This is a genomic window from Betaproteobacteria bacterium (assembly GCA_016720925.1).
Taxonomy (GTDB): Bacteria; Pseudomonadota; Gammaproteobacteria; order Burkholderiales; family Usitatibacteraceae; genus UKL13-2.
In genome coordinates this window covers 1-20,056 of record JADKJR010000027.1, presented here as the reverse complement: position 1 = coordinate 20,056, position 20,056 = coordinate 1, and the positions used below count along the sequence as shown (strand labels likewise).

Below are 20,056 nucleotides of genomic sequence, written 5' to 3'. Positions count from 1 at the left end.
TGGTCACGCGGCTTTCATCCCAATACGGTAGCACCGGCGTCTCAACGCTGGCTGTGCCTGCATGTCCTTTTCAACCGCCTCGGAAAAGACCAGGCACTCAAGCAGCGAGTTGCTGGCCAGCCGATTGGCGCCATGCAGCCCAGTACAGGTCACTTCGCCGATCGCATAAAGGCCATCAATGTCGGTACGCCCATTCAAATCGACGACCAGCCCCCGCAGGTGTAATGCGCCGGCACCACCGGAATAGATCTGTCGTGATATCGATGCCGAGGCGACAGGCATTTTTCATAAATATTGGGAAAATGTCCCCTTCGGAAATTCGCGGGCTTATGCGTGATGTCCAGATGCACGAAATCGAGGCCGCGCTTTTTCATTTCGAAGTCGATGGCGCGGGCGACGATATCGCGTGGCGCCAATTCCGCGCGTTCATCGTGTTGAAGCATGAAGCGTTCACCCGTTGTCGGAATTTTGAGGTGCCCACCTTCGCCGCGCACCGCCTCGGTGATCAGGTATGACTTGGCCGCCGGGTGATACAGACAAGTCGGATGAAACTGGATGAACTCCATATTTCGCGACCCGGCAGCCGGCGCGCCAGCCCATCGCCAGGCCATCGCCGGTTGCCACGTCCGGATTGACGTATAGAGATAGACCTTGCCCGTTCCGCCCGTGGCAAGAACGGTAAATTGGGCGCCGAGCGTGGCGACCATTCCGGTCAAGTTGTTGAGTACATAGGCGCCGTGGCAGCGATTGGGTTCAATCGGCACGGCCAGATCACGGGCAAGCTTGTTTGAGGTGATGAGATCGACCGCCAAGTGGTGCTCAAGCACTTCGACGTTCGGGTGCGATTTCAATTGTTGCGCCAGCGTTTTCTGCACCCGCGCGACCGGTCGCGTCGGCCGCATGCACGATGCGGCGGTGCGAAATGCCCGCCTTCGCGTGTAGGTGCAATTCCGCCTGATTTATGTCGTCGTGCGTAAACGGGACACCTTGCTCAACCAGCCACTCGACGGCGCGCCGGCCATTTTCCACGACAAAACGCACCGCCTCATCCTTGCAGAGCCCGGCGCCGGCAACGTGGGTATCGCGGATGTGATTTTCCGGGGAATCATCGGCGCCGAGTACGGCGGCGATCCCGCCCTGCGCCCAAGCGCTTGCGGCATCCAGCAGCTCGTTTTGGTCACCAGCGCGACTCTCTTTGTCGCTGCGAGACGCAATGCCAGCGACATGCCTGCCAAGCCGCTGCCGATGATGAGAACGTCATATTGCTTCATATTGATACTCTTTTGGCGTAGAACACGTTGCGCACGAATGAACTTATTCGCATCCATCCGGTCAGTACGTGGGTGTTAAACAAGTCCCTGTCGGATAAGCGATTTCGAGGGCAAATTTGCGGTTGAAAATGACTTGGAGAAGGGCAATGACGGAGTTGACGTTTATAATACCCGACGTAACCGGTTTAACGGTAAAGCATCTCCGAGAACAGCGATTTCGGCTCGCGAACGCGCGGTCGGTTTGAAAGCGAATGCGAATGCGCGGGCGGCAACGCTCGCAAAGGAGATACACCGACCGCCCGGTCGATCAGGGAAGGTGTTGATGAGTGATCTTGAAAGTCGATCAACAATTGGTGGTGCGTGCTCAGGCTGGCGATAAGCGCGCTTCAAGCACTCGTCATCAAATATCAACGCAGGGTCGAGCGCCTGCTTTCACGTCTGATCCGCGACCAGGCAGATCGAGGACGTTACGCAGGAGGCATTTATCAAAGCCTATCGCGCGCTGGCCAACTTCCGCGGCGACAGTGCTTTGCTACTTGGCTGTATCGAATCGCGGTGAATACGGCAAAAGAACTATCTGATGAGTCAGGGCGGCGCGCACCGACCTCCACCGGCTATGACGCGGAGGAAGCTGAAGGTTTTGAAGACGCGACCGGTTTGCGCGATATTGCAACCCCGAGGCACAATTGATGTCCAAGCAAATCGCGCAGATCGTCAATCAGACCATCGACAAATTGCCCGAAGAACCAAAAACTGCGATCATCCTGCGCGAGATTGACGGCCTGTCGTATGAAGAAATTGCACAGATAATGGAGTGCCCGATCGGAACAGTGCGTTCAAGAATTTTTCGCGCGCGGGAAGCGGTTGCGGAGCAATTGCGCCCGCAAATGGGCACGTCGAAGGACCACAGGTGGTAATGATGTTGCCGGATTGAAAGGATGCAAACATGAACGAAAAATTGTCCGCGCTGATGGATGGCGAATTGGCCCGCGATGAAGCCCAGGGCGTCATCAAGAAACTCGGCAGCGACTATACGCAACGCGAGAGTTGGGGTGCCTATCATTTGATCGGCGCATGTTTGCGTGGGGACGCGATTGGCAACGCCGGCTCCAAAGCGTCGCCACGCAACACTTGCACCGAAGCGATCTTCGCGCGATTGGCCGCGGAGCCAACGGTTCTGGCGCCGGCCTCGATCAGGAAACCATCGCGCGTGGAAAGCCGAACCCGGATGGCACTGGCGATGGCTGCCTCGGTCGTCACGGTATCCGCCGTCGGTGTGGTTGCCTTCAAGCAGCAGCAAGGTGCAACGGTTGCGCCGGTATCGCTGGTTCAACAGGTGGCACCGCAACCGGTGGCCGACGCCTCACTGCAACGTGCGCAGGCGGATCTGAGGGTCAACGACTATCTTGTGGTGCATCGGCAGTTTGCCAATCCGGGCGCTTTTCAGGCGGCCACCCTGAACCAACCGCGCGATGTTGCCCGCGACACGGCGGACGCCGCCCGGCGCGCCGCGGTCCGATAGTGTTCTAGTCGATAATGCTTGCCCATGGACTTACTCAGGACGTGATTTGTTGCGTATGAACTGCCTCGGAACTACTCTTGCACCACTAAGCATGAAAATCTTTGCCGCCGCCACTGCAATCCTCGGTGTTGTGGGTCTAACGGCACAGGCGCAACCTCAACCCTCTCCGTTGGCGCCGGTGCCCTTGCCGTACACCAGCCCAATGCAGGGCGATCTTGCCGTGGAATGGCTTGAGCGAATTTCACGTTCCGCCAGAGAGCTTCCATATACCGGCGTCTTTGTTCATCAGACGGCGGATGGTGCAAGCACCTCGCGTATTACCCACTTGGTGGACCGGCAAGGGGTGGAGCTTGAAAAACTCGAGCTGATGGATGGCCCGCTTACCGAGATCATCCGCCGCAATGAGGAGATGACCTGCTATAAACCCGATTCCCGAACCGTGAGCGTTGATCGGCGCGCGACGGGGCGTTTTTTTCCGTCCTTGATCACGGGTAACGCCAAGTCCATTGCCGAATACTATCGCGTCAAATTGGGCAGCGTGGAACGCATCGCCGGATTCGATTGCCAATGGGTGATTCTTGAGCCCAAGGATGCGATGCGCTACATGCAGAAGCTATGTGCCGAAATGGGCACGGGCCTGCTGCTCCGCGCAAAACTGTTCAACAACCGCAATCAGATGGTTGAGCAATTCATGTTCACGCAGCTTGACGTCAATCGCAGTTTGGCCAGGCAATCCCTGAAATCACGCTACGAACAATCGCAAGGCTGGCAAAAGCAGTTCGCCGTGAAATCCGTGAAAGATACCGATACCGGTTGGCAGGTCGGGAACCTGCCGGCGGGATTCAAGAAAATCATGGAAATGACGCGTAACCTGATCGGCCGGCCCGAGCCCGTTTCGCACCTGGTTTATTCCGACGGCGTATTAAGCGTCTCGGTATTTGTTGAAACCGTGCAAACCGTCCCCAATTCATTTACCTCGGTCGTGGCGGAAGATGGACCTACTTCTTTTGCCATGCGCGCGGTAGACGATCATCAGGTAACAGTGATGGGTGAAGTACCTGTGGCCGCCGTACAAACTATTGCCGATGGAGTGGCGCGCCGCACTCGCTGACACTCCCATCGGAGCTCGATGTCACATGGAATTGCAGTAAATGCGCCGGCGCCCTAGTCATTGGTCCGGCGTGACTTTTTGTAAATGGAGAAAATATGTCAAATCGTAACCAAATGAACTTGCGCGCCGGATCCTGGACGTCAAGATATATTGTCGCCGTGCTGCTTTCTGCGTTTTCGCTTGCTTTTGCGAATGCCGCAACCAGCCAGGCGCAAGCGAAAGACCTTCCTGACTTCGCCGAGTTGGTGGACAAGCACGGTCCGGCTGTCGTCAACGTCAGCACCAAAGCCCGCGTGGGAAGTCAGCACCAGGGCCTGCCGCAGTTCGACAACGATGACCTAAATGAATTCTTCCGCCGATTCATGCCGCCTGAAGCGCAGCCGCGCCAGAATCCCAGGTTGCCCCAGAATCCCAACGCACCTCGCCGCAACACACCGCGCAATCAACAGGATCAGGAGCCGCCACTGCGTGACTTCGGTCAAGGATCGGGCTTTATCATTTCCGGTGATGGCTACGTGATCACCAACGCGCATGGTCGCGAAGGCTGATGAAGTCAAGGTCACGTTGACGGCCACGCGCGAGTTCAAAGCCAAGGTAATCGGCAGCGATGAGCGTACCGATATTGCTGTCCTGAAAATAGACGCGACCGGCCTGCCGAAAGTCAATATTGGCGACTCCGACAGGGTGCGTGTGGGCGAGTGGGTACTGGCCATCGGGTCGCCCTTTGGGTTCGAGAATACCGTTACGGCGGGCATCATCAGCGCCAAGGCGCGCGAATCCCGCGAAGCACTTACACCGTTCATCCAGACCGACGTCGCGGTGAATCCCGGCAACTCCGGCGGTCCATTGTTCAACCTGAAGGGTGAAGTCGTCGGCGTGAATTCGCAGATCTTCTCTGGCAACGGCGGCTACCTCGGAATTTCTTTTGCAATTCCCGCCAATATCGCCATGAGCACCGCCAACCAGCTCATAAAGAGCGGCAAGGTCAATCGCGGACGCATCGGCGTTCTGATCGGCCCCGTCAGCAAGGACGCGGCCGAGGCACTATCTTTGCCTAATGACAAGGGTGCATTGGTCCAGTCGGTCGAGAAAGACGGCCCCGCCGAAAAAGCCGGCCTGCTGGCGCAAGACATCATCCTGAAAATCAACGGCAAATTGATGGATTCAAATTCCGACGTGGTCCGCACCATTGCCAACATGGCGCCAGCGACCAAGGTGGTCATGACGATCTGGCGCAAGGGCTCGACCCGTGATATCAGCGTAACTGTTGGCGAAGCGCCCGCGGAAAAACTGGCGGTCAAGGTCGCAGACAAGAAGAAAGACGAAAAGAAAGATGCCAAACCCAATCGAATTGGTCTTGTGCTCAGCGATCTGGACGCCGCCGAACGTAAGGAATTGAAGGTCGAGCAGGGCGTGCTGGTGAGCGACGTCGAAGGTGCGGCTGCCCGTGCCGGCATCCGCGAAGGCGACGTGGTGCTCGCCGTGAATACCGTAGACGTCAAGTCAAGCAAGCAGTTAAACGAGCTCATTGACAAGCTCGACGCGAAGAAAGCAATTGCCCTGGTGATCAAGCGCGAAAATGACACCCGCCTCGTGACGTTGCGTATCGACAGCAAATAAACTTGCGCCGACTGACAGTTCTGTCGCGAAGCTACTGTCATCTCTGCGATGACATGATCGCGGCCCTGAGAGTTTCCGGGGCCGTTTTTCATTGACGTTTGACATCGACATCGTCGATATCGATCAGCATCCGGAACTTGAGGCGAAGTGGGGCGACAAAGTACCAGTGTTGCTAAACGCCGAACAGGAAATTTGCCACTACTTTTTGGATGAAGCAGCGTTGCGCCTAGCCTTGAGTTTATGAACAAACACCAGCACTGGTGCGGATCAGCGAACTAAAAGGCCCGCTGTGCCGCGCCAGTGCTAGTGTTTTACTATTTTTCCAGGCCACTTGCACCCGCGTTCTCCATCAACGCAAGCAAGGTGCGCGAGCGAAATTCACGGTGGTACAGAATACCTACCACCAGTGCGCTCGCCGCCATGAACAGCGCCGCATGCATGAACCACGACATCGCTCCCATCGCAAAGTAAAACGCGCGCAAGCCGCGATTGGAATTTTCGCCGGCAAGCGAGGCGAGGGTGGCAGCGCGATTGATGAATGAATCGATGACGGCCTGGTTATCGGTTTTCGCCGGCGCGGTGCCAATCATCAGCGATAGGAAATTGAACTGGCGCATCGCCCAGGTAAATTTGAAAAACGCGTAAATGAAAATCACGATCATCAACATGATCTTGATTTCAAATCCGCGCTCACTCGATGCCTGTGCCAGCGGCAGTGACGCCATCACTACGATCGCCTGGGTCGACGCGCCGAGCAATGCCGCGAGTCCGCCGAGCACCAGAATCGACGTGGAGGCGAGAAAGTTATTTCCTTGAAACAGATTCTGGACAATGGCGGCGTCCACGATGCGGTTTTCACGCTGGACGGTGCGGCCCATCCATTCACGCCGGTAGAAATCCATGCGCGAAAGCAGGCTCGCGGTACGATGGCCGTTCCACTCGGAAAAAAACGAGTAGCCGACCCAGCAGGCGGCGAACCAGATTGCGGCGACCACATCGAGTGAAGTCAGCCCGAGCAGGCTCACAATTTGGTCCCGAAAATCTTGTCGCCGGCGTCGCCCAGCCCGGGGATGATGTAGCCGATTTCATTCAGGTGGCTGTCGATGGCGGCGGTAAAGATCTCCACGTCCGGGTGCGTGGCGTTGAGTCGCGCGATGCCTTCCGGGGCGGCGACCAGCACCAGGCCTTTGATCTGTTTCGCGCCGTTCTTCTTCAGCATGTCGATGGTGGCGATCATGGAGCCTGCGGTCGCAAGCATTGGGTCCAGTATGATCGCCACGCGTTCATCGAGGTGCCCGACGAACCGCTCGAAGTAGGGCTCGGGTTGCAATGTATCGTGATTGCGCGAAATGCCGACGACGCTCACCTTGGCGCTGGGAATCATGTCGAGCACGCCGTCCAGCATCCCCAGGCCGGCACGCAGAATCGGCACCAGCGTGACTTTCTTGCCTTTGATTTGATCAATCTCGACGATGCCACTCCAACCTTCGACGTGGGTCTTTTCCAGCGGAAAATCCTTGCAGGCTTCATAGGCCAGCAGGCGACCAATCTCCGCCGTCAATTCACGGAACGACTTGGTACTGAGGTCAGCAAGGCGCAGCAGTCCCATCTTGTGTTTGACGAGGGGATGATTGACTTCGATGACGGACATGTTGGCTCCCTGAGTTGAACGCCTAGGATAAATCATTCATGGGTCCACCACGTATGCGATCAGAGTGGGAAGAGTTGCGGCAAGCGTATGGAATCGGCTAAAATGGCCGACTTGCAGGCACGTAGCTCAGCTGGTTAGAGCACCACCTTGACATGGTGGGGGTCGTTGGTTCGAGTCCAATCGTGCCTACCAATTTTATTGATCAACTGAACGAAAACTGATTGAAAGGGCCGCCAAGAAGTCGCAAGACCGGCGGATAGCAAAATGGTTATGACACCGCTCACTACGCTGGGAGCTTTCATTCGCTAGGCTGCGCGGTCCCACTTCGTCTGTTGCAATTCGACGAGTTCACAAAAAAAGCGCGGTCCATCCGCGCTTTTTTATTTCTAGCTTCTGGGAGTCAATCATGATTTCGATAACATTACCCGACAATTCGGTTCGACAATTTGACCAATCCGTCACGGTGGCGGAGGTTGCGGCAAGTATCGGCGCCGGCCTTGCCAAGGCGGCGTTGGGGGGCAAGGTAGATGGCACGCTTGTCGACACCAGCTACCTCCTTGAAAAGGATGCCGCGCTCGCGATTGTCACGGAAAAGGACGCCGATGGGCTGGCATTGATTCGCCATTCGACGGCACACCTTCTTGCCTATGCGGTGAAATCACTCTTTCCTGATGCCCAGGTGACAATTGGGCCGGTCATCGAGAATGGCTTTTACTATGACTTCTCCGTACAAACGTCCGTTCACACCCGGAGGATCTGGCGGCCATCGAGCAGAAATGACCGAACTTGCTAAGCGTGACATCCTGGTCTCGCGCAAAGTGTTGCCGCGCGATGAAGCGGTCGCGTATTTCAAGGCGCTTGGCGAGCACTACAAGGCAGAAATCATTGCGTCCATTCCTGCGGATCAGGAGGTGTCACTTTACGCGGAAGGCGACTTTACGGACCTCTGCCGCGGTCCGCACGTGCCGTCCACGGGCAAACTGAAAGTCTTCAAGCTGATGAAAGTCGCCGGTGCGTATTGGCGCGAGATTCGAAGAATGAGATGCTCCAGCGGATTTATGGGACAGCCTGGGCGAAGAAGGAAGAACAGGACCAATACCTGACCATGCTGGCCGAAGCTGAGAAACGCGACCATCGAAAGATCGGCAAGCAACTCGATCTGTTTCACATGCAGGATGAGGCGCCTGGCATGGTGTTCTGGCACCCGAAGGGCTGGGCAATCTGGCAGCAGGTTGAGCAATACATGCGCAAGGTCTATCAGGACAACGGCTATCAGGAAATCCGCTGTCCGCAAATTCTCGCGAAAGGGTTGTGGGAAAAATCCGGACATTGGGAAAACTACAAAGACAACATGTTCACGACAGAGTCGGAGAAACATGACTATGCAATCAAACCGATGAACTGTCCGGGTCACATCCAGGTCTTCAATTCCGACCTGCGTTCATATCGCGATTTGCCGCTACGCTATGGTGAGTTTGGCTCTTGCCACCGTAACGAAGCATCCGGCGCTTTGCACGGCATCATGCGGGTACGCGGGTTTGTGCAGGACGATGGTCATATTTTTTGCACAGAAGATCAGATTCAGCAGGAGTGCCTTGATTTCACTAGACTTTGCAGAAGGTTTACGCCGACTTTGGTTTCAAAGACATCATCTACAAACTGTCGACGAGGCCCGACAAACGCGTCGGTTCGGATGAATTTTGGGACAAAGCTGAAAAAGCCCTGGCAGATTCCCTCAATACCTGTTGCGTGCCGTGGGAAGAGCTGAAAGGCGAGGGCGCATTTTATGGTCCAAAAATCGAATACTCGCTGAAAGACGCATTGGGACGGGTCTGGCAATGCGGCACGATGCAGGTAGATTTCAACATGCCAATTCTGTTGGGAGCTGAATACGTCGATGATCACAGTACGCGCCGGTCCCCGGTTATGCTGCATCGGGCCATCGTCGGTTCCTTGGAGCGCTTCATCGGCATCCTGATTGAGAATCACGCCGGCGCACTGCCGGTTTGGCTTGCCCCCGTTCAAGTCGTTGCTCTTGATGTCACGGAACACCAGGCGTCATATGTCAATGAGGTGGTTTCCGGCCTGAAAGCCGTTGGAATTCGGGTGCAGGCAGATTTGCGCAACGAGAAAATTTCCTATAAAATCCGGGAACATAGCTTGCAAAAGTTCCTTTTCTGCTCGTATTGGGCGATAAGGAACTCCAGGCAAAGACCGTAACAGCACGCATTCGAGACGGAAAAGGCGGCGGTGAAAACCTGCCGCCGATGCGCCTTGAAGCGTTTATTTCGCATTTGAAAGCGGAAATCGCGGCCCGGCGCTTCGGAGCACTTTGGCGCAGCCGCATTTTCGTTTTTTACGCAATTGGCAACATTCGACCTTGAGGCGTTGACCATCATCGCCCAAGATAAACTGTAACAACTGGGAGAGTTTTATCGCTACTGAAAAAGACGTCCGAATCAATTCTGAAATCACAAATGTGACAGAGGTTCGGTTGCTTGGGCCTGAAAGTGAGCCAATTGGAATTGTAAGTTTGGCGGAAGCCAATCGGCTGGCGGAAGAAAAAGAACTGGATTTGGTGGAAATCGCCCCGACGGCGAAGCCACCTGTGTGCCGGATTATGGATTTCGGCAAATTCAAATACCGCGAGGCCAAAAAGCCCACGAAGCCAAACTAAAGCAGAAGCAGATTCAGGTTAAGGAAGTGAAATTCCGGCCGGGTACCGATGATGGCGATTACAACATCAAGGTACGCAATCTGAAACGTTTTCTGGAAGAAGGCGACAAGACCAAGATTACCCTGCGTTTCCGCGGACGTGAAATGGCACATCAGGAATTGGGGATGGCCTTGTTGAAGCGCGTGGAAGCAGATTTGACGGAGCTGGGGCAGGTGGAACAGTTTCCAAAGATGGAAGGCCGGCAGATGGTGATGATGGTCGGGCCAAGAAAGAAACACTGATTTCTCAAGGAGCGTACCGCTCCGGCCGCGATTTTCCGCGGTCAACGGTGCAAAAACAAGTCGACTTCAGGTTACAAGCGTGGAATGGTTCCACCACCTGCTGCGGCAACGTAGTCAAAAGGTAGAAATATGCCAAAGATGAAAACCAAAAGTGGCGCCGCCAAGCGGTTCAAGCCGCGCGGCAGCGGCTCAATCAAGCGCTCCATGGCGTTCAAACGCCACATCCTCACCAAGAAAACCACCAAGAACAAGCGTCAATTGCGTGGAACGGCTGAGATTCATGCAACCAATCTGGTCAGCGTGCATCGCATGCTGCCCTACGCGTAAGGAGCGCCACCATGCCTAGAGTTAAACGTGGTGTAACTGCCCGCGCCCGTCACAAGAAAATTCTCAATCTGGCCAAGGGTTATCGCGGTCGCCGCAGCACCGTATTCCGCATCGCCAAAGAAGCGGTGATGAAGGCCGGCCAGTACGCTTACCGCGATCGTCGAAACAAGAAACGTGTGTTCCGTGCGCTGTGGATTGCCCGGATCAATGCGGCCGCGCGGAATGGCGGCATGACCTATTCGCGTTTCATGAACGGACTGAAAAAAGCCCCCATTGAAGTCGATCGTAAAGTGCTGGCGGATCTGGCGGTAATGGACAAGCCGGCGTTTGCGCGATTTATGGAGCAAGCCAAAGCTGGCCTCGCTGCGTAGGTGCACAAAAAACGTAATTGCCTTGTCGAAAATCAAAACGCAGAAGGCCCGCTGACTAACCACAGCGGGCCTTTTGTTTTTGTTGAACCCGCACGATGACCCGCAACGATAAAGTGAATTGTTCCCCAGAATACGCTTCATGCCATATTGACGGATGCCACGGCAACCTTGGGTGCCGTGAAATCCATGCCTGAGCTCGAGCAGATAAAGGCGAAGTATCTCGGCAAGGCTGGCTCAATTACCGAGCAACTCAAGTCGCTTGGCAAATTGCCCCCTGAAGAGAAGAAAACCGCTGGCGCAGCGATCAATGAGATCAAGTCGCTGGTCGAGGCGCTGATCAACGACACGAAAGCGCGCATTGCGAACGCCGAACTTGAAATGAAACTGGCGGCGGAATCCATCGACGTCACGTTACCCGGTCGCAATCCTGGCCTCGGTGGCCTCCATCCCGTCACGCGCGCGCTGGAGCGAATTGAAGCGCTATTTGCCACCATGGGGTTTTCGGTTGCCGATGGCCCGGAAATTGAAACCGATTACTACAATTTCACCGCACTCAATACCCCGCCGAACCATCCTGCGCGTTCAATGCAGGATACGTTTTACCTCGCCAACTCCGAACACGTTTTGCGCACACACACGTCTCCCGTACAGATTCGTTACATGCAGGCGCAATCGCAAAAAGGAGGGCCACCGATTCGCATCATCTGCCCCGGCCGCGTTTATCGCTGCGACCACGACGCAACGCATTCGCCAATGTTCCATCAGATCGAAGGGCTGTGGGTGGACGAGGGCATCAGCCTGGCTGACCTAAAAGGTACGCTCACGCAGTTTTTTAGGGCGTTTTTCGAGCGCGAGGACATGCAGATCCGTTTTCGTCCCTCGTTTTTCCATTCGTCGAACCGGGTGTCGAAGTCGATATGGAGTGGGAAAACAAGGGCGGCAAGATCAAGTGGCTGGAAATCGGCGGTGCGGGCGTGGTCCATCCGCAGGTGCTGCGTAACGGCGGCATCGACCCGGAAAATATTCGGGATTTGCTTTCGGCATGGGCCTGGATCGACTCGCGATGCTGAAGTACGGCGTCAACGATCTTCGTCTGTTCTTTGAAAACGACATGAAGTTTCTCAGCCAATTCCGCTAGCAAGGTCAATAAAGATGAAGGTTTCCGTAAATTGGTTGAAAGAATTGGTCGACATCAATTTGTCGGTCGATGAGTTGGCGCACACGCTAACGATGGCGGGACTCGAGGTTGAAGAAATTTCGCCGGTTGTGGCCGCGTTTCATCATATTGTCGTGGCTGAAGTCAAAAGTACCGCTCCGCACCCGAATGCCGACAAGCTGCGGGTTTGCGACGTGGATGCCGGCACCGGCGCGATATTGCAGATCGTGTGCGGTGCGCCGAATGTTGCGCCAGGTATGCGCGTTCCCTGTGCGTTGGTTGGGGCCAAGCTACCCGGCATTGAAATCAAGCAGGCGAAGTTGCGCGGCGTCGAATCAAACGGGATGTTGTGTTCCGCGAAGGAGCTGGGGCTCTCGGATGATCACGGTGGCCTGCTGACGCTGGCGGCCGATGCGCCGATCGGCCAGAGTATTCGCGAGTACCTCGATCTCGACGATGTCTATTTGACGTTGAAAATGACCCCCAATCGCGGGGATTGCCTTTCCATGATCGGAATTGCGCGCGATCTCGCGGCGATCACGGGTGCCGCATTGAGGCTTCAAGTAATTGCGACGAATCCAGCTACCGGTGACGCAGCGCGTCATATTTCATCGGCGCCGAAAGCCTGCGGCCGCTATCTGGGCAGAGTCATTTCACACCTCGATACGCGCGTCGCCACGCCCGAGTGGATGAAGCGTCGCCTTGAACGCGCTGGCTTCCGCTCGATTGCGCCGCTGGTCGATATCACCAATTACGTGACGCTGGAACGCGGGCGTCCCATGCATGCCTTTGACAATGACAAACTGCAAGGACGAATCGACGTCCGATTTCCGCTGGCCGGCGAAGAAATGAACCTGCTCAATGAGCAGCACGTCGTGCTGCAACCCGACATGCTATTGATCACAGATGAAAATGGACCGATCGGCATGGGCGGTGTCATGGGCGGTCTGGAAAGCATGGTGACGGCCGACACGCGGCACGTTTTTTTGAATCGGCCCATTTTGATCCTGCTGTGATCCAGGGAAAGACGCGCACCCTCGGCATCAATTCCGACGCCGCATACCGCTTTGAACGCGGTGTCGATCCCGACGGCGCGCGTGATGGCATTGAATACGCCACGCGTTTGGCGATGGAAATTTGCGGCACACCTGAATCGAAAATAGGGCCGGTAGTCGAAGCGCTCGGCGAACTGCCTGCGCGACCAGCGGTCAAGGTACGGCCGGGACGAGTCATTCGCCTGATAGGCATGGAGGTCGCCGTCAATGACATGATTGGCGCCCTGACGCGATTGCAATGCAAGGTCGTGGTTGAGGACACAAAACTGGTTGTTACGCCGCCCTCATACCGCTTTGACCTGAACATCGAAGAAGATTTCATCGAAGAAATCGCCCGTGTTCACGGCTACGAGAATGTGCCCGCCAAACCGCCGGTTTCGTCACTGCCGATGATGTCGATTCCTGAAGGCCAGCGTTCACGTCATGCGTTACGCCATGCACTTGGCCGGATCTCGGATATCAGGAAGTGGTCAACTACAGTTTCACGCCGGAAGATTGGGAGACCGATTTTGCGGCGAATACTGCGCCGCTCAGGTTGGCCAATCCAATTGCCGGCCACATGAGCGTGATGCGCAGCAACCTTGTTGGCGGGCTGATCGAATCGCTAAAGCACAACCTCAACCACGGCGAGGCGCGCCTGAAGCTGTTCGAAATCGGTCGATGTTTTCTCGCCGATGAGGCCAGCATCCATTCGCAGCCCGAAAGACTTGCCGGACTAGCTTATGGCCCCCGCTTTCCGGAGCAATGGGGTGAAGGCGGTCAGAAGGGCGCGCTTGCCGACTTCCACACGGTCAAAGGCGCGTTGGAAATCCTGCTGAATGACGATTCTGCTCGCTTCGAAAAGGTCACCCATCCCGCATTGCATCCCGGTCGCTCCGCGCAAATCCGAATTGACGGAAAGCAAATCGGAATCCTGGGTGAACTACATCCGCGATGGCAACAAAAGTACGACCTGCCGCAAGCGCCCATTTTGTTCGAAATTGACATTGAATCGCTAACGCGTTCATCGGGCCCAAAATATCACGCTATCTCACGGATGCAGTCGGTGCGCCGGGACATCGCGCTGATGGTCAACGAATCGGTTGAAATTCAGACCATGCTTGACGCCGTTTTGAGCCGAAAACTGGCGTCCGTCATCGAATTTGCACCTTTTGACATTTACCGCGGCTCCAACCTTGAAAACGGGAAAAAAGTGTTGCGCTTCGTATAGTTATGCAGGATACTGACAGGACTTTGACAGATTCGGAAGCGGATACCAAAGTTTCCGAAATAGTTGAAGTGTTGAATCAGGTTTGTGGCGCAACCTAAGAAAATAAAGCGAATTCATATGACGCTCACGAAAGCGGAACTGGCTGACTTGATGTTTGAGAAAGTTGGCCTGAATAAGCGCGAAGCCAAGGACATGGTGGAGTCTTTTTTTGAAGAGATTCGGCTTGCTCTGGAAAATGGCGACAGTGTCAAGCTGTCCGGATTTGGCAATTTTCAGTTGCGTAACAAGCCCCAGCGTCCCGGTCGCAACCCGAAGACTGGTGAAGAAATTCCGATTACGGCTCGCCGTGTCGTGACATTTCATGCCAGCCAAAAACTGAAGAGCCTCGTGGAGAAGTCCTTCAATGGAACCGTTGCTCACCAGTAGCCTCCCGGCGATTCCGGCGAAACGTTACTTCACAATTGGTGAGGTAGTGAGTTGTGCGGCGTGAAGCCGCATGTTCTGCGGTATTGGGAGCAGGAATTCAATCAGCTAAAGCCTGTCAAGCGACGCGGGAATAGGCGCTATTACCAGCACCACGAAGTGCTGCTGATCCGTCGCATCCGCGAACTTCTCTACGAACACGGCTTCACCATCAACGGCGCAGAAATCGCCTTGACGAACCGGGCAGTGCGGTCTCAAAGAGTTTGCGATTGGAAAGACAAATTGAACTAAGGGAAGTCAAAAGCGAACTCAAAAGCATCCTCTCCATGCTAAGCGCGTAGCCTTGGCCACGCTTTCAACGCTATAATCGCAGTTCGGTCGGGGCGTAGCGCAGCCTGGTAGCGCACTTGCATGGGGTGCAAGGGGTCGGAAGTTCGAATCTTCTCGCCCCGACCAATACACTGATGGCTTGGCGATATTCGCCAGGCCATTTTTATGTCAGCGATCAACTTCGGTTGATTGCCTCCCGAAACGTGCGCTGCTGGCATGTCGACGAGCTTGCCAGATTCCAGATTTCCGGAATTTGCTGCGCTCGAACTGGGCGACTTTATGGCGATAGACTTCGCGTAGACGCCAAACGCAAGTACTGGTGCGCCTTTCGGGGCACAAATCGCCTGAACGCCGCACCAGTGCTCGTGTTTGATCTTCAGGCCAATGCCGGCAGGCGTGCCTCGACCGAGCGCCGCGAAATCGAGAGCCTTTGAACGAATCGCCCCCGCGCAGAACGCCTCTGGCGTCAGGCGCGCGTGGCGCATCCCGTCACGCTTGCAGGCGACGCCATTTTCCATTGCAAACATCAAATCCGCGTCCGCAACCCGCGCAACTACAGTATTACCCTACCGCAAAATGGGGTGTTACCCCATCAAGAATGCGGGTGTTGAGGCAGATCAAATTCCCTTAAGTGTCGGTATTCTCCGACGCATGTGCTCGCAGCACGTGGTGCCGGAAAGCGGCGTCATCAGCAAAACCCATCGCGCTGCGAATGATTATGTTGATCTAGAGGGAGTCGTCGCCATGGAAACGCAAAGCAAATTCACACTGGTCCGAGTCATTAAAACGATCGCCCTCTCGACGACCGCTATGGCGGTCCTAGCGTTGGCTTCCGTAAGTTCGGCGATCGCTGCTCCGGTGACGTTGAGTGTGATCAGTGCGCGAACTTCGGGCGCGATCATAAAAGGTGCACCAGTCACCACCTACAAGTACCTCATCAACGAAGACAATACTGGCACGACCACGCAGCGCTCGCCGGCAGACGGTTGCAGTCCCTCCAGCGTTGGCTATCCTGGCAGTTGTAAGTGGACCTCAATCGCCGGCGTACCCGGCTCAAGCCCGATCTACAGCCAAGGAACCCATTCGGACTTTGCATCTCCATATAAATCTTCCTGCCGGAAGGTATCTGATCTCTGTACTCGCCGACGGCTACAAGCTGGATGGCAAGCACTTTACGGTCGGAACTGGGACCACGACAGTCCCGTCATTGTGGAACTGCAGCCATTCCCGCTTCCCGACGCGCAGATTCAGGCAGCTGTGTTTGAAGATATCTCACCTGTCAATGGTGCTCCTGACCTTCCCGCAGAGCATGGATTGGCAGGTTTCCAAGGCCATATTCTCGACTATCTTGGTGAAGTGACCACCGACGTTTATGGTGGTCCTCTCTGCGGTACCGGAGTTTGCCTGAGCGCGTGCTACGTCGTGAGTGGCGGAGTCGACTGGCACGGTCGCGCCAATCGATGCGGCCGGGCGCTGCCCCCTGACTCCACCGGTTGGTTCTCCTGCCGGCGCGGTGATCGAAGGCAAGATCAAAATCCCCAATCTCGGCCCCAACCGCTACACCCTATCTGTCACGCCGCCGGACGGCTCCAGCTGGATCCAGACCACCACGCTGGAAGGTAATCATGATTGGGACGCATGGATCATGGAAGGCGCGACCGGCCTTGACACCGAATTTGTTGTAGCGGGTGAACCATTCCCTGCCATCATCTTTGGTTATATTCCCGGTCCCGGGCAGCCAAGACCAGCGTTGACCGGTACAGGCACGATCAAGGGTGTGGTTGATGCCGTAAAAGTCTACATACCCACCGTGGGTGGCGTCGGCGGCTTGCCGGGCCAGATTTGGGGCGGACTCGCAGGCGCCAAAATCGACAAGCCCATTCCATTTCCGTGGGTCACACTGACATCGCTCACGAATGGCGACACCGTAGTTTGGGTAGGGCAGGGCGACGCTAACGGAGCCTTCAACATTCCCAACGTTCCAGCGGGCAACTACACGCTCACGTGGTGGGACGATAAACAGAACTACATCCTGGATTTGGTCCAAGTCACTGTTGGCGCAGGCGAAACCCGTCGACATGGGCATTCTCCCTCTGACCGGCTGGTGGACAAAATTTGACGGTTACGTGTTTAACGACACCAACCGCAACGGCATTAAAGACCCGGGCGAGCCCGGTCTTCCCGGCTACACGCTCACCATGCGCAAGCGAGAAAACTCGCTGATGGATCGCGGCACCACCGCGACAACCACCGATGCAACTGGCTACTACAGCTTTGAGAGCGCGTATCCAATGACCCAGTGGTTGGTCATGGAAGCCTACGACGACCTTCACTACACGACCGGTGTCACCTTCCAGGCGGACAACCAACTCCACGCCAACGACACACATCGGCGCGGGTGTGGACGTCAGCGTTCATCCCGTTATCGGTCTTGGCGGTCGCCTTGACTGGGGTAAGCACAACTACGATGCCACGGGCGCCAACGGCATAGACCCACGCAACGGTGGTATCGTCGGATCCATCAGCTACGACACCACCCGCAATGAACTCGACCCACAATACGCGGGCGCCGAGGACTGGCAGCCTGGTGTCTCTGGTATGACGGTCAACTTGTATGCGCCGGTCGCCTGCGGGGTGTCGCCTACGTGCGATGCGTCGGGCCGATATCAGCTCGATACCGACGGCTCACTCAAGAAAGGGCCGCTCCTTAATACTTACCTCAGCGAGAAGTGGGAGCGGCCGACCGGCTGCGTGGCGCGCAATGTTGACGGCACCGCACTGCGCACACTACCGACGAAAACGTGCTTCCCTTGGCTGCAGACGCGGAATGTCTGGAAGGCCCGTTGATGGGCGTACAGTTCGGTACTTATGCCAGCGACCAGGGAACACCGGCCGCGAACTTCGGTGCCAGCGTTGATGGCAATTACGGATTCGGCGATGGTTGCATTGTTTCGCTTACGCCACTTCCCGTCGTTTTCGGCTCGCTCAATCCGGCCACGGGTGAATGCGCGACGGGTACATTCACCGCGCTGCCCGGCGGACGTGATTATCTCGTGACACTCGCCAACGGCAAATCGGTGGTACCCATGTTCCATCTCTTTACCGACGTGCCAGTTCCAGCGCGTATGTGGGGCCTGATCGTCGACGACCTAACCTTCTCGGCCGACAAGAAGTCGTTGCTTTACGGTGAAAAAGCGGGCGTTGCATTTGCGCCAGTGGGCATCTACGACTATACCGACCGCCTGATCACGACCGTTGAATCTGATTACAACGGTCTCTGGGATGTGCTGTTGCCATCGAGCAATCGTATCAATTGCCCGACCCCATCCGGCGTCTGCGCGAATCTCTATCGCTTCGTCGGCAATGACCCAGGCGTACCGGGCCGTCTCAACCTGAATTACAACCCGCGTTTCCGCACCATCTCGGCGGAGTTCGAAGCCATTCCCGGACTATTGGTCCCGGCCGACTTGGCGCCATCGCAAGTAGGCGTGACGGTCCAGCTTCCTGGTGGGCAGCCTGCGCGGCCCGTGAGTTGCAGCCTTGACAATGCGACGCCGCAGCTGTTTGCCGTGTCGAAGCCGTACGTGGACACCGACAGCAACTCTGCGGCACGTTCGTTCACCATCGACGGCACCGGCTTCGGATCAACCGAAGGCACAGTTAGCCTGGGTGGTGTCGCACTTTCCAACAATTCAGTAACGTCGTGGTCCAACACCCAAATTAGAGTGACCCTCTCAGAGAATGCATCCACGGGACCGCGCCAGCTAACGATCACCGCGACCAACGGCCAGAGCACGGTCAACGGCTTGACCATGCATGTGCTGTACGAGAAGGTACGTCGTATAACCCAACAATTCGAAGTCGGTCCAGAAAGGCTTACGCACCGGCAGAAACCCTGCCTGCAGCCGCCAATCACGCGATCCAGCGAGCGCTCGATGCCGCGCCAGCGGGCGCATTGGTTGTGGTGTATCCGAACAACACCAGCGCCAATCCACGCCAGAATCCACGCGGCGCGTACTACGAGAACCTCATCATCAACAAGCGGGTCAAGCTTCAAGGCGTTGGCCCGGGCAGCCCGGATGGTTCGATACGTGGATCCATCATAGACGGCGGCGCCTTCGCCGGCGATAGCCCCGTGGCGGTGGACTGGTACAACAGCATCCTGACGAAAACCTGGGGCGGAAACCAGACTATTTTCGACGGCGCGGTCATCTCGATATTCGCACCTAGTAGCGGAACCAATGCCTTCCCGACGACGTATAGCGTCAACACGGCACCGTCAATCGACGGCTTCGACCTGCGCGGCGGCGATCAACAAGGCTTCCCGGGTAACCTCAACCGTATTGCTGGCGCCCCAACAGGCTTGCCCGCAAATTTGATCACCCAGGGCGGTGCGATTTACGCCAACGGCTATGCCCGTAATCTGCAGATCACCAACAACGTGGTGCAAAACAACGGCGGCGCGTACGGCACTATCCGCATCGGCACGCCGGATTTGCCGGTCGGTCTTACCGATAACCAAAACGACGACGTCAAGATCCTCAATAATCGGGTGATCGCCAATGGCGGAACCAACCTCGCCGGCGGTATGGGGCTCTTCAATGGCGCGAACAATCTGTGAAGTCGCCGGCAACGACATCTGCGGTAACTTCTCCGCGGAGTACGGCGGCGGCATTAGCGCCGTCGGCTATAGCCCCAACGGCAAGATCCACCACAACCGCATCTATTTAAATGGATCGTATGACGAAGGTGGCGGCGTGATGATTGCCGGCGCACTTCCGGCCAACACGACGACGCTTTCACCAGGGTCCGGGGCAGTCGACATCTACAACAACCTGATTCAGGCCAACATGTCGTTCACGATGATGGTGGCGGCGTACGCTTCCTGATGGCCGGCAATTTCCCGATGAACGTCTATAACAACTTCATTGTGAATAATGTGTCGGCCCACGAAGGTGGCGGTATCAGTCTCAACGACGCCCCCAATGTCTGGCATTAAGGCTCACAACAACACGATCAAGAAGGATCTCACTACTTCGACGGCAGTTACC

At 56.1% G+C, this 20,056-nt stretch carries 13 protein-coding genes, 2 tRNA genes and 9 pseudogenes; 21 read left to right on the top strand and 3 right to left on the bottom strand.

The features are described from left to right. Positions 1-1,271 (bottom strand): annotated as a pseudogene (gene nadB, locus IPP88_22100) (L-aspartate oxidase). 326 nt (positions 1,272-1,597) lie between these two features. Here nadB and rpoE point away from each other — a divergent pair. The 5 genes and pseudogenes from rpoE (at position 1,598) to IPP88_22075 (ending at position 5,768) form a co-directional block, all read left to right on the top strand. After that, positions 1,598-2,188: pseudogene (gene rpoE / locus IPP88_22095) on the top strand (RNA polymerase sigma factor RpoE). A 29-nt stretch (positions 2,189-2,217) separates the two neighbouring features. After that, positions 2,218-2,793, top strand: coding sequence for a sigma-E factor negative regulatory protein (locus IPP88_22090; protein MBL0125249.1), 576 nt, complete (start codon positions 2,218-2,220; stop codon positions 2,791-2,793). Between the two features lie 91 nt (positions 2,794-2,884). Further along, positions 2,885-3,904 carry a MucB/RseB C-terminal domain-containing protein gene (locus IPP88_22085; GenBank protein ID MBL0125248.1) on the top strand — a complete coding sequence of 340 codons (1,020 nt, stop codon included), beginning with the start codon at positions 2,885-2,887 and terminating at the stop codon, positions 3,902-3,904. 113 nt (positions 3,905-4,017) lie between these two features. After that, positions 4,018-5,524: pseudogene (locus IPP88_22080) on the top strand (Do family serine endopeptidase). Between the two features lie 53 nt (positions 5,525-5,577). Beyond that, a pseudogene (locus tag IPP88_22075) lies at positions 5,578-5,768 on the top strand (glutaredoxin family protein). Positions 5,769-5,838: 70 nt separating this feature from the next. On the opposite strand, the gene IPP88_22070 reads toward IPP88_22075, so the two are convergent. Together IPP88_22070 and upp are read right to left on the bottom strand one after the other, a co-directional pair. Beyond that, positions 5,839-6,549, bottom strand: coding sequence for a DUF599 domain-containing protein (locus tag IPP88_22070; protein ID MBL0125247.1), 711 nt, complete (start codon positions 6,547-6,549; stop codon positions 5,839-5,841). Next, a complete protein-coding gene (gene upp, locus IPP88_22065) occupies positions 6,546-7,175 on the bottom strand; it encodes a uracil phosphoribosyltransferase (protein MBL0125246.1) in 630 nt (209 codons plus the stop codon). Before upp ends, IPP88_22070 begins: the two co-directional genes overlap by 4 nt. A 115-nt stretch (positions 7,176-7,290) precedes the next feature. On the opposite strand from upp, the gene IPP88_22060 reads away from it, so the two are divergent. The 16 genes and pseudogenes from IPP88_22060 (at position 7,291) to IPP88_21985 (ending at position 19,894) form a co-directional block, all read left to right on the top strand. Continuing rightward, a tRNA-Val gene (locus IPP88_22060) sits at positions 7,291-7,367 on the top strand. 214 nt (positions 7,368-7,581) lie between these two features. Next, positions 7,582-9,559: pseudogene (gene thrS, locus IPP88_22055) on the top strand (threonine--tRNA ligase). Between the two features lie 50 nt (positions 9,560-9,609). Continuing rightward, positions 9,610-10,133, top strand: a pseudogene (gene infC, locus IPP88_22050) (translation initiation factor IF-3). Between the two features lie 129 nt (positions 10,134-10,262). Then, complete coding sequence (gene rpmI / locus IPP88_22045) at positions 10,263-10,460, top strand: 50S ribosomal protein L35 (GenBank protein ID MBL0125245.1); 198 nt, start codon at positions 10,263-10,265, stop codon at positions 10,458-10,460. 11 nt (positions 10,461-10,471) lie between these two features. Continuing rightward, on the top strand, positions 10,472-10,831 hold the full coding sequence (gene rplT / locus IPP88_22040) for a 50S ribosomal protein L20 (protein MBL0125244.1): 360 nt from the start codon (positions 10,472-10,474) through the stop codon (positions 10,829-10,831). Between the two features lie 186 nt (positions 10,832-11,017). Beyond that, positions 11,018-11,969, top strand: a pseudogene (gene pheS / locus IPP88_22035) (phenylalanine--tRNA ligase subunit alpha). Positions 11,970-11,983: 14 nt separating this feature from the next. Beyond that, a pseudogene (locus IPP88_22030) lies at positions 11,984-14,350 on the top strand (phenylalanine--tRNA ligase subunit beta). 19 nt (positions 14,351-14,369) lie between these two features. Beyond that, positions 14,370-14,678: an integration host factor subunit alpha gene (locus tag IPP88_22025; GenBank protein MBL0125243.1), complete on the top strand. Its 309-nt coding sequence runs from the start codon at positions 14,370-14,372 to the stop codon at positions 14,676-14,678. Continuing rightward, positions 14,656-15,016, top strand: a pseudogene (locus IPP88_22020) (MerR family transcriptional regulator). Before IPP88_22025 ends, IPP88_22020 begins: the two are co-directional and overlap by 23 nt. A gap of 38 nt (positions 15,017-15,054) precedes the next feature. Next, positions 15,055-15,131: transfer RNA gene (locus tag IPP88_22015), tRNA-Pro, on the top strand. 1,300 nt (positions 15,132-16,431) lie between these two features. Further along, entirely contained in the window at positions 16,432-17,124 is a 693-nt protein-coding gene (locus IPP88_22010; GenBank protein MBL0125242.1) for a hypothetical protein, read from the top strand. Then, a complete protein-coding gene (locus IPP88_22005; protein MBL0125241.1) occupies positions 17,084-17,452 on the top strand; it encodes a hypothetical protein in 369 nt (122 codons plus the stop codon). The genes IPP88_22010 and IPP88_22005 overlap by 41 nt, the downstream gene beginning before the upstream one ends. After that, on the top strand, positions 17,406-17,852 hold the full coding sequence (locus tag IPP88_22000) for a hypothetical protein (protein ID MBL0125240.1): 447 nt from the start codon (positions 17,406-17,408) through the stop codon (positions 17,850-17,852). Before IPP88_22005 ends, IPP88_22000 begins: the two co-directional genes overlap by 47 nt. Continuing rightward, positions 17,852-19,111, top strand: a complete 1,260-nt coding sequence (locus IPP88_21995) for a hypothetical protein (protein MBL0125239.1) — start codon at positions 17,852-17,854, stop codon at positions 19,109-19,111. The genes IPP88_22000 and IPP88_21995 overlap by 1 nt, the downstream gene beginning before the upstream one ends. Positions 19,112-19,140: 29 nt before the next feature. Beyond that, the gene (locus IPP88_21990; protein ID MBL0125238.1) at positions 19,141-19,626 is read left to right on the top strand and encodes a hypothetical protein; all 486 of its coding nucleotides are present in this window, start codon (positions 19,141-19,143) and stop codon (positions 19,624-19,626) included. After that, a complete protein-coding gene (locus IPP88_21985) occupies positions 19,607-19,894 on the top strand; it encodes a hypothetical protein (GenBank protein ID MBL0125237.1) in 288 nt (95 codons plus the stop codon). The genes IPP88_21990 and IPP88_21985 overlap by 20 nt, the downstream gene beginning before the upstream one ends. The last annotated feature ends 162 nt before the right edge of the window (positions 19,895-20,056 follow it).

What these genes read in the sequence shown, in the direction of transcription:
- IPP88_22090 (MBL0125249.1), top strand. Translation starts at nt 2,218, where the DNA reads ATGAACGAAAAATTGTCCGCGCTGATGGATGGCGAATTGGCCCGCGAT.
- IPP88_22085 (MBL0125248.1), top strand. Translation starts at nt 2,885, where the DNA reads ATGAAAATCTTTGCCGCCGCCACTGCAATCCTCGGTGTTGTGGGTCTA.
- upp (MBL0125246.1), bottom strand. Translation starts at nt 7,175, where the DNA reads ATGTCCGTCATCGAAGTCAATCATCCCCTCGTCAAACACAAGATGGGA.
- rpmI (MBL0125245.1), top strand. Translation starts at nt 10,263, where the DNA reads ATGCCAAAGATGAAAACCAAAAGTGGCGCCGCCAAGCGGTTCAAGCCG.
- rplT (MBL0125244.1), top strand. Translation starts at nt 10,472, where the DNA reads ATGCCTAGAGTTAAACGTGGTGTAACTGCCCGCGCCCGTCACAAGAAA.
- IPP88_22025 (MBL0125243.1), top strand. Translation starts at nt 14,370, where the DNA reads ATGACGCTCACGAAAGCGGAACTGGCTGACTTGATGTTTGAGAAAGTT.
- IPP88_22005 (MBL0125241.1), top strand. Translation starts at nt 17,084, where the DNA reads ATGGGCATTCTCCCTCTGACCGGCTGGTGGACAAAATTTGACGGTTAC.
- IPP88_21995 (MBL0125239.1), top strand. Translation starts at nt 17,852, where the DNA reads ATGGGCGTACAGTTCGGTACTTATGCCAGCGACCAGGGAACACCGGCC.
- IPP88_21985 (MBL0125237.1), top strand. Translation starts at nt 19,607, where the DNA reads ATGGCGCGAACAATCTGTGAAGTCGCCGGCAACGACATCTGCGGTAAC.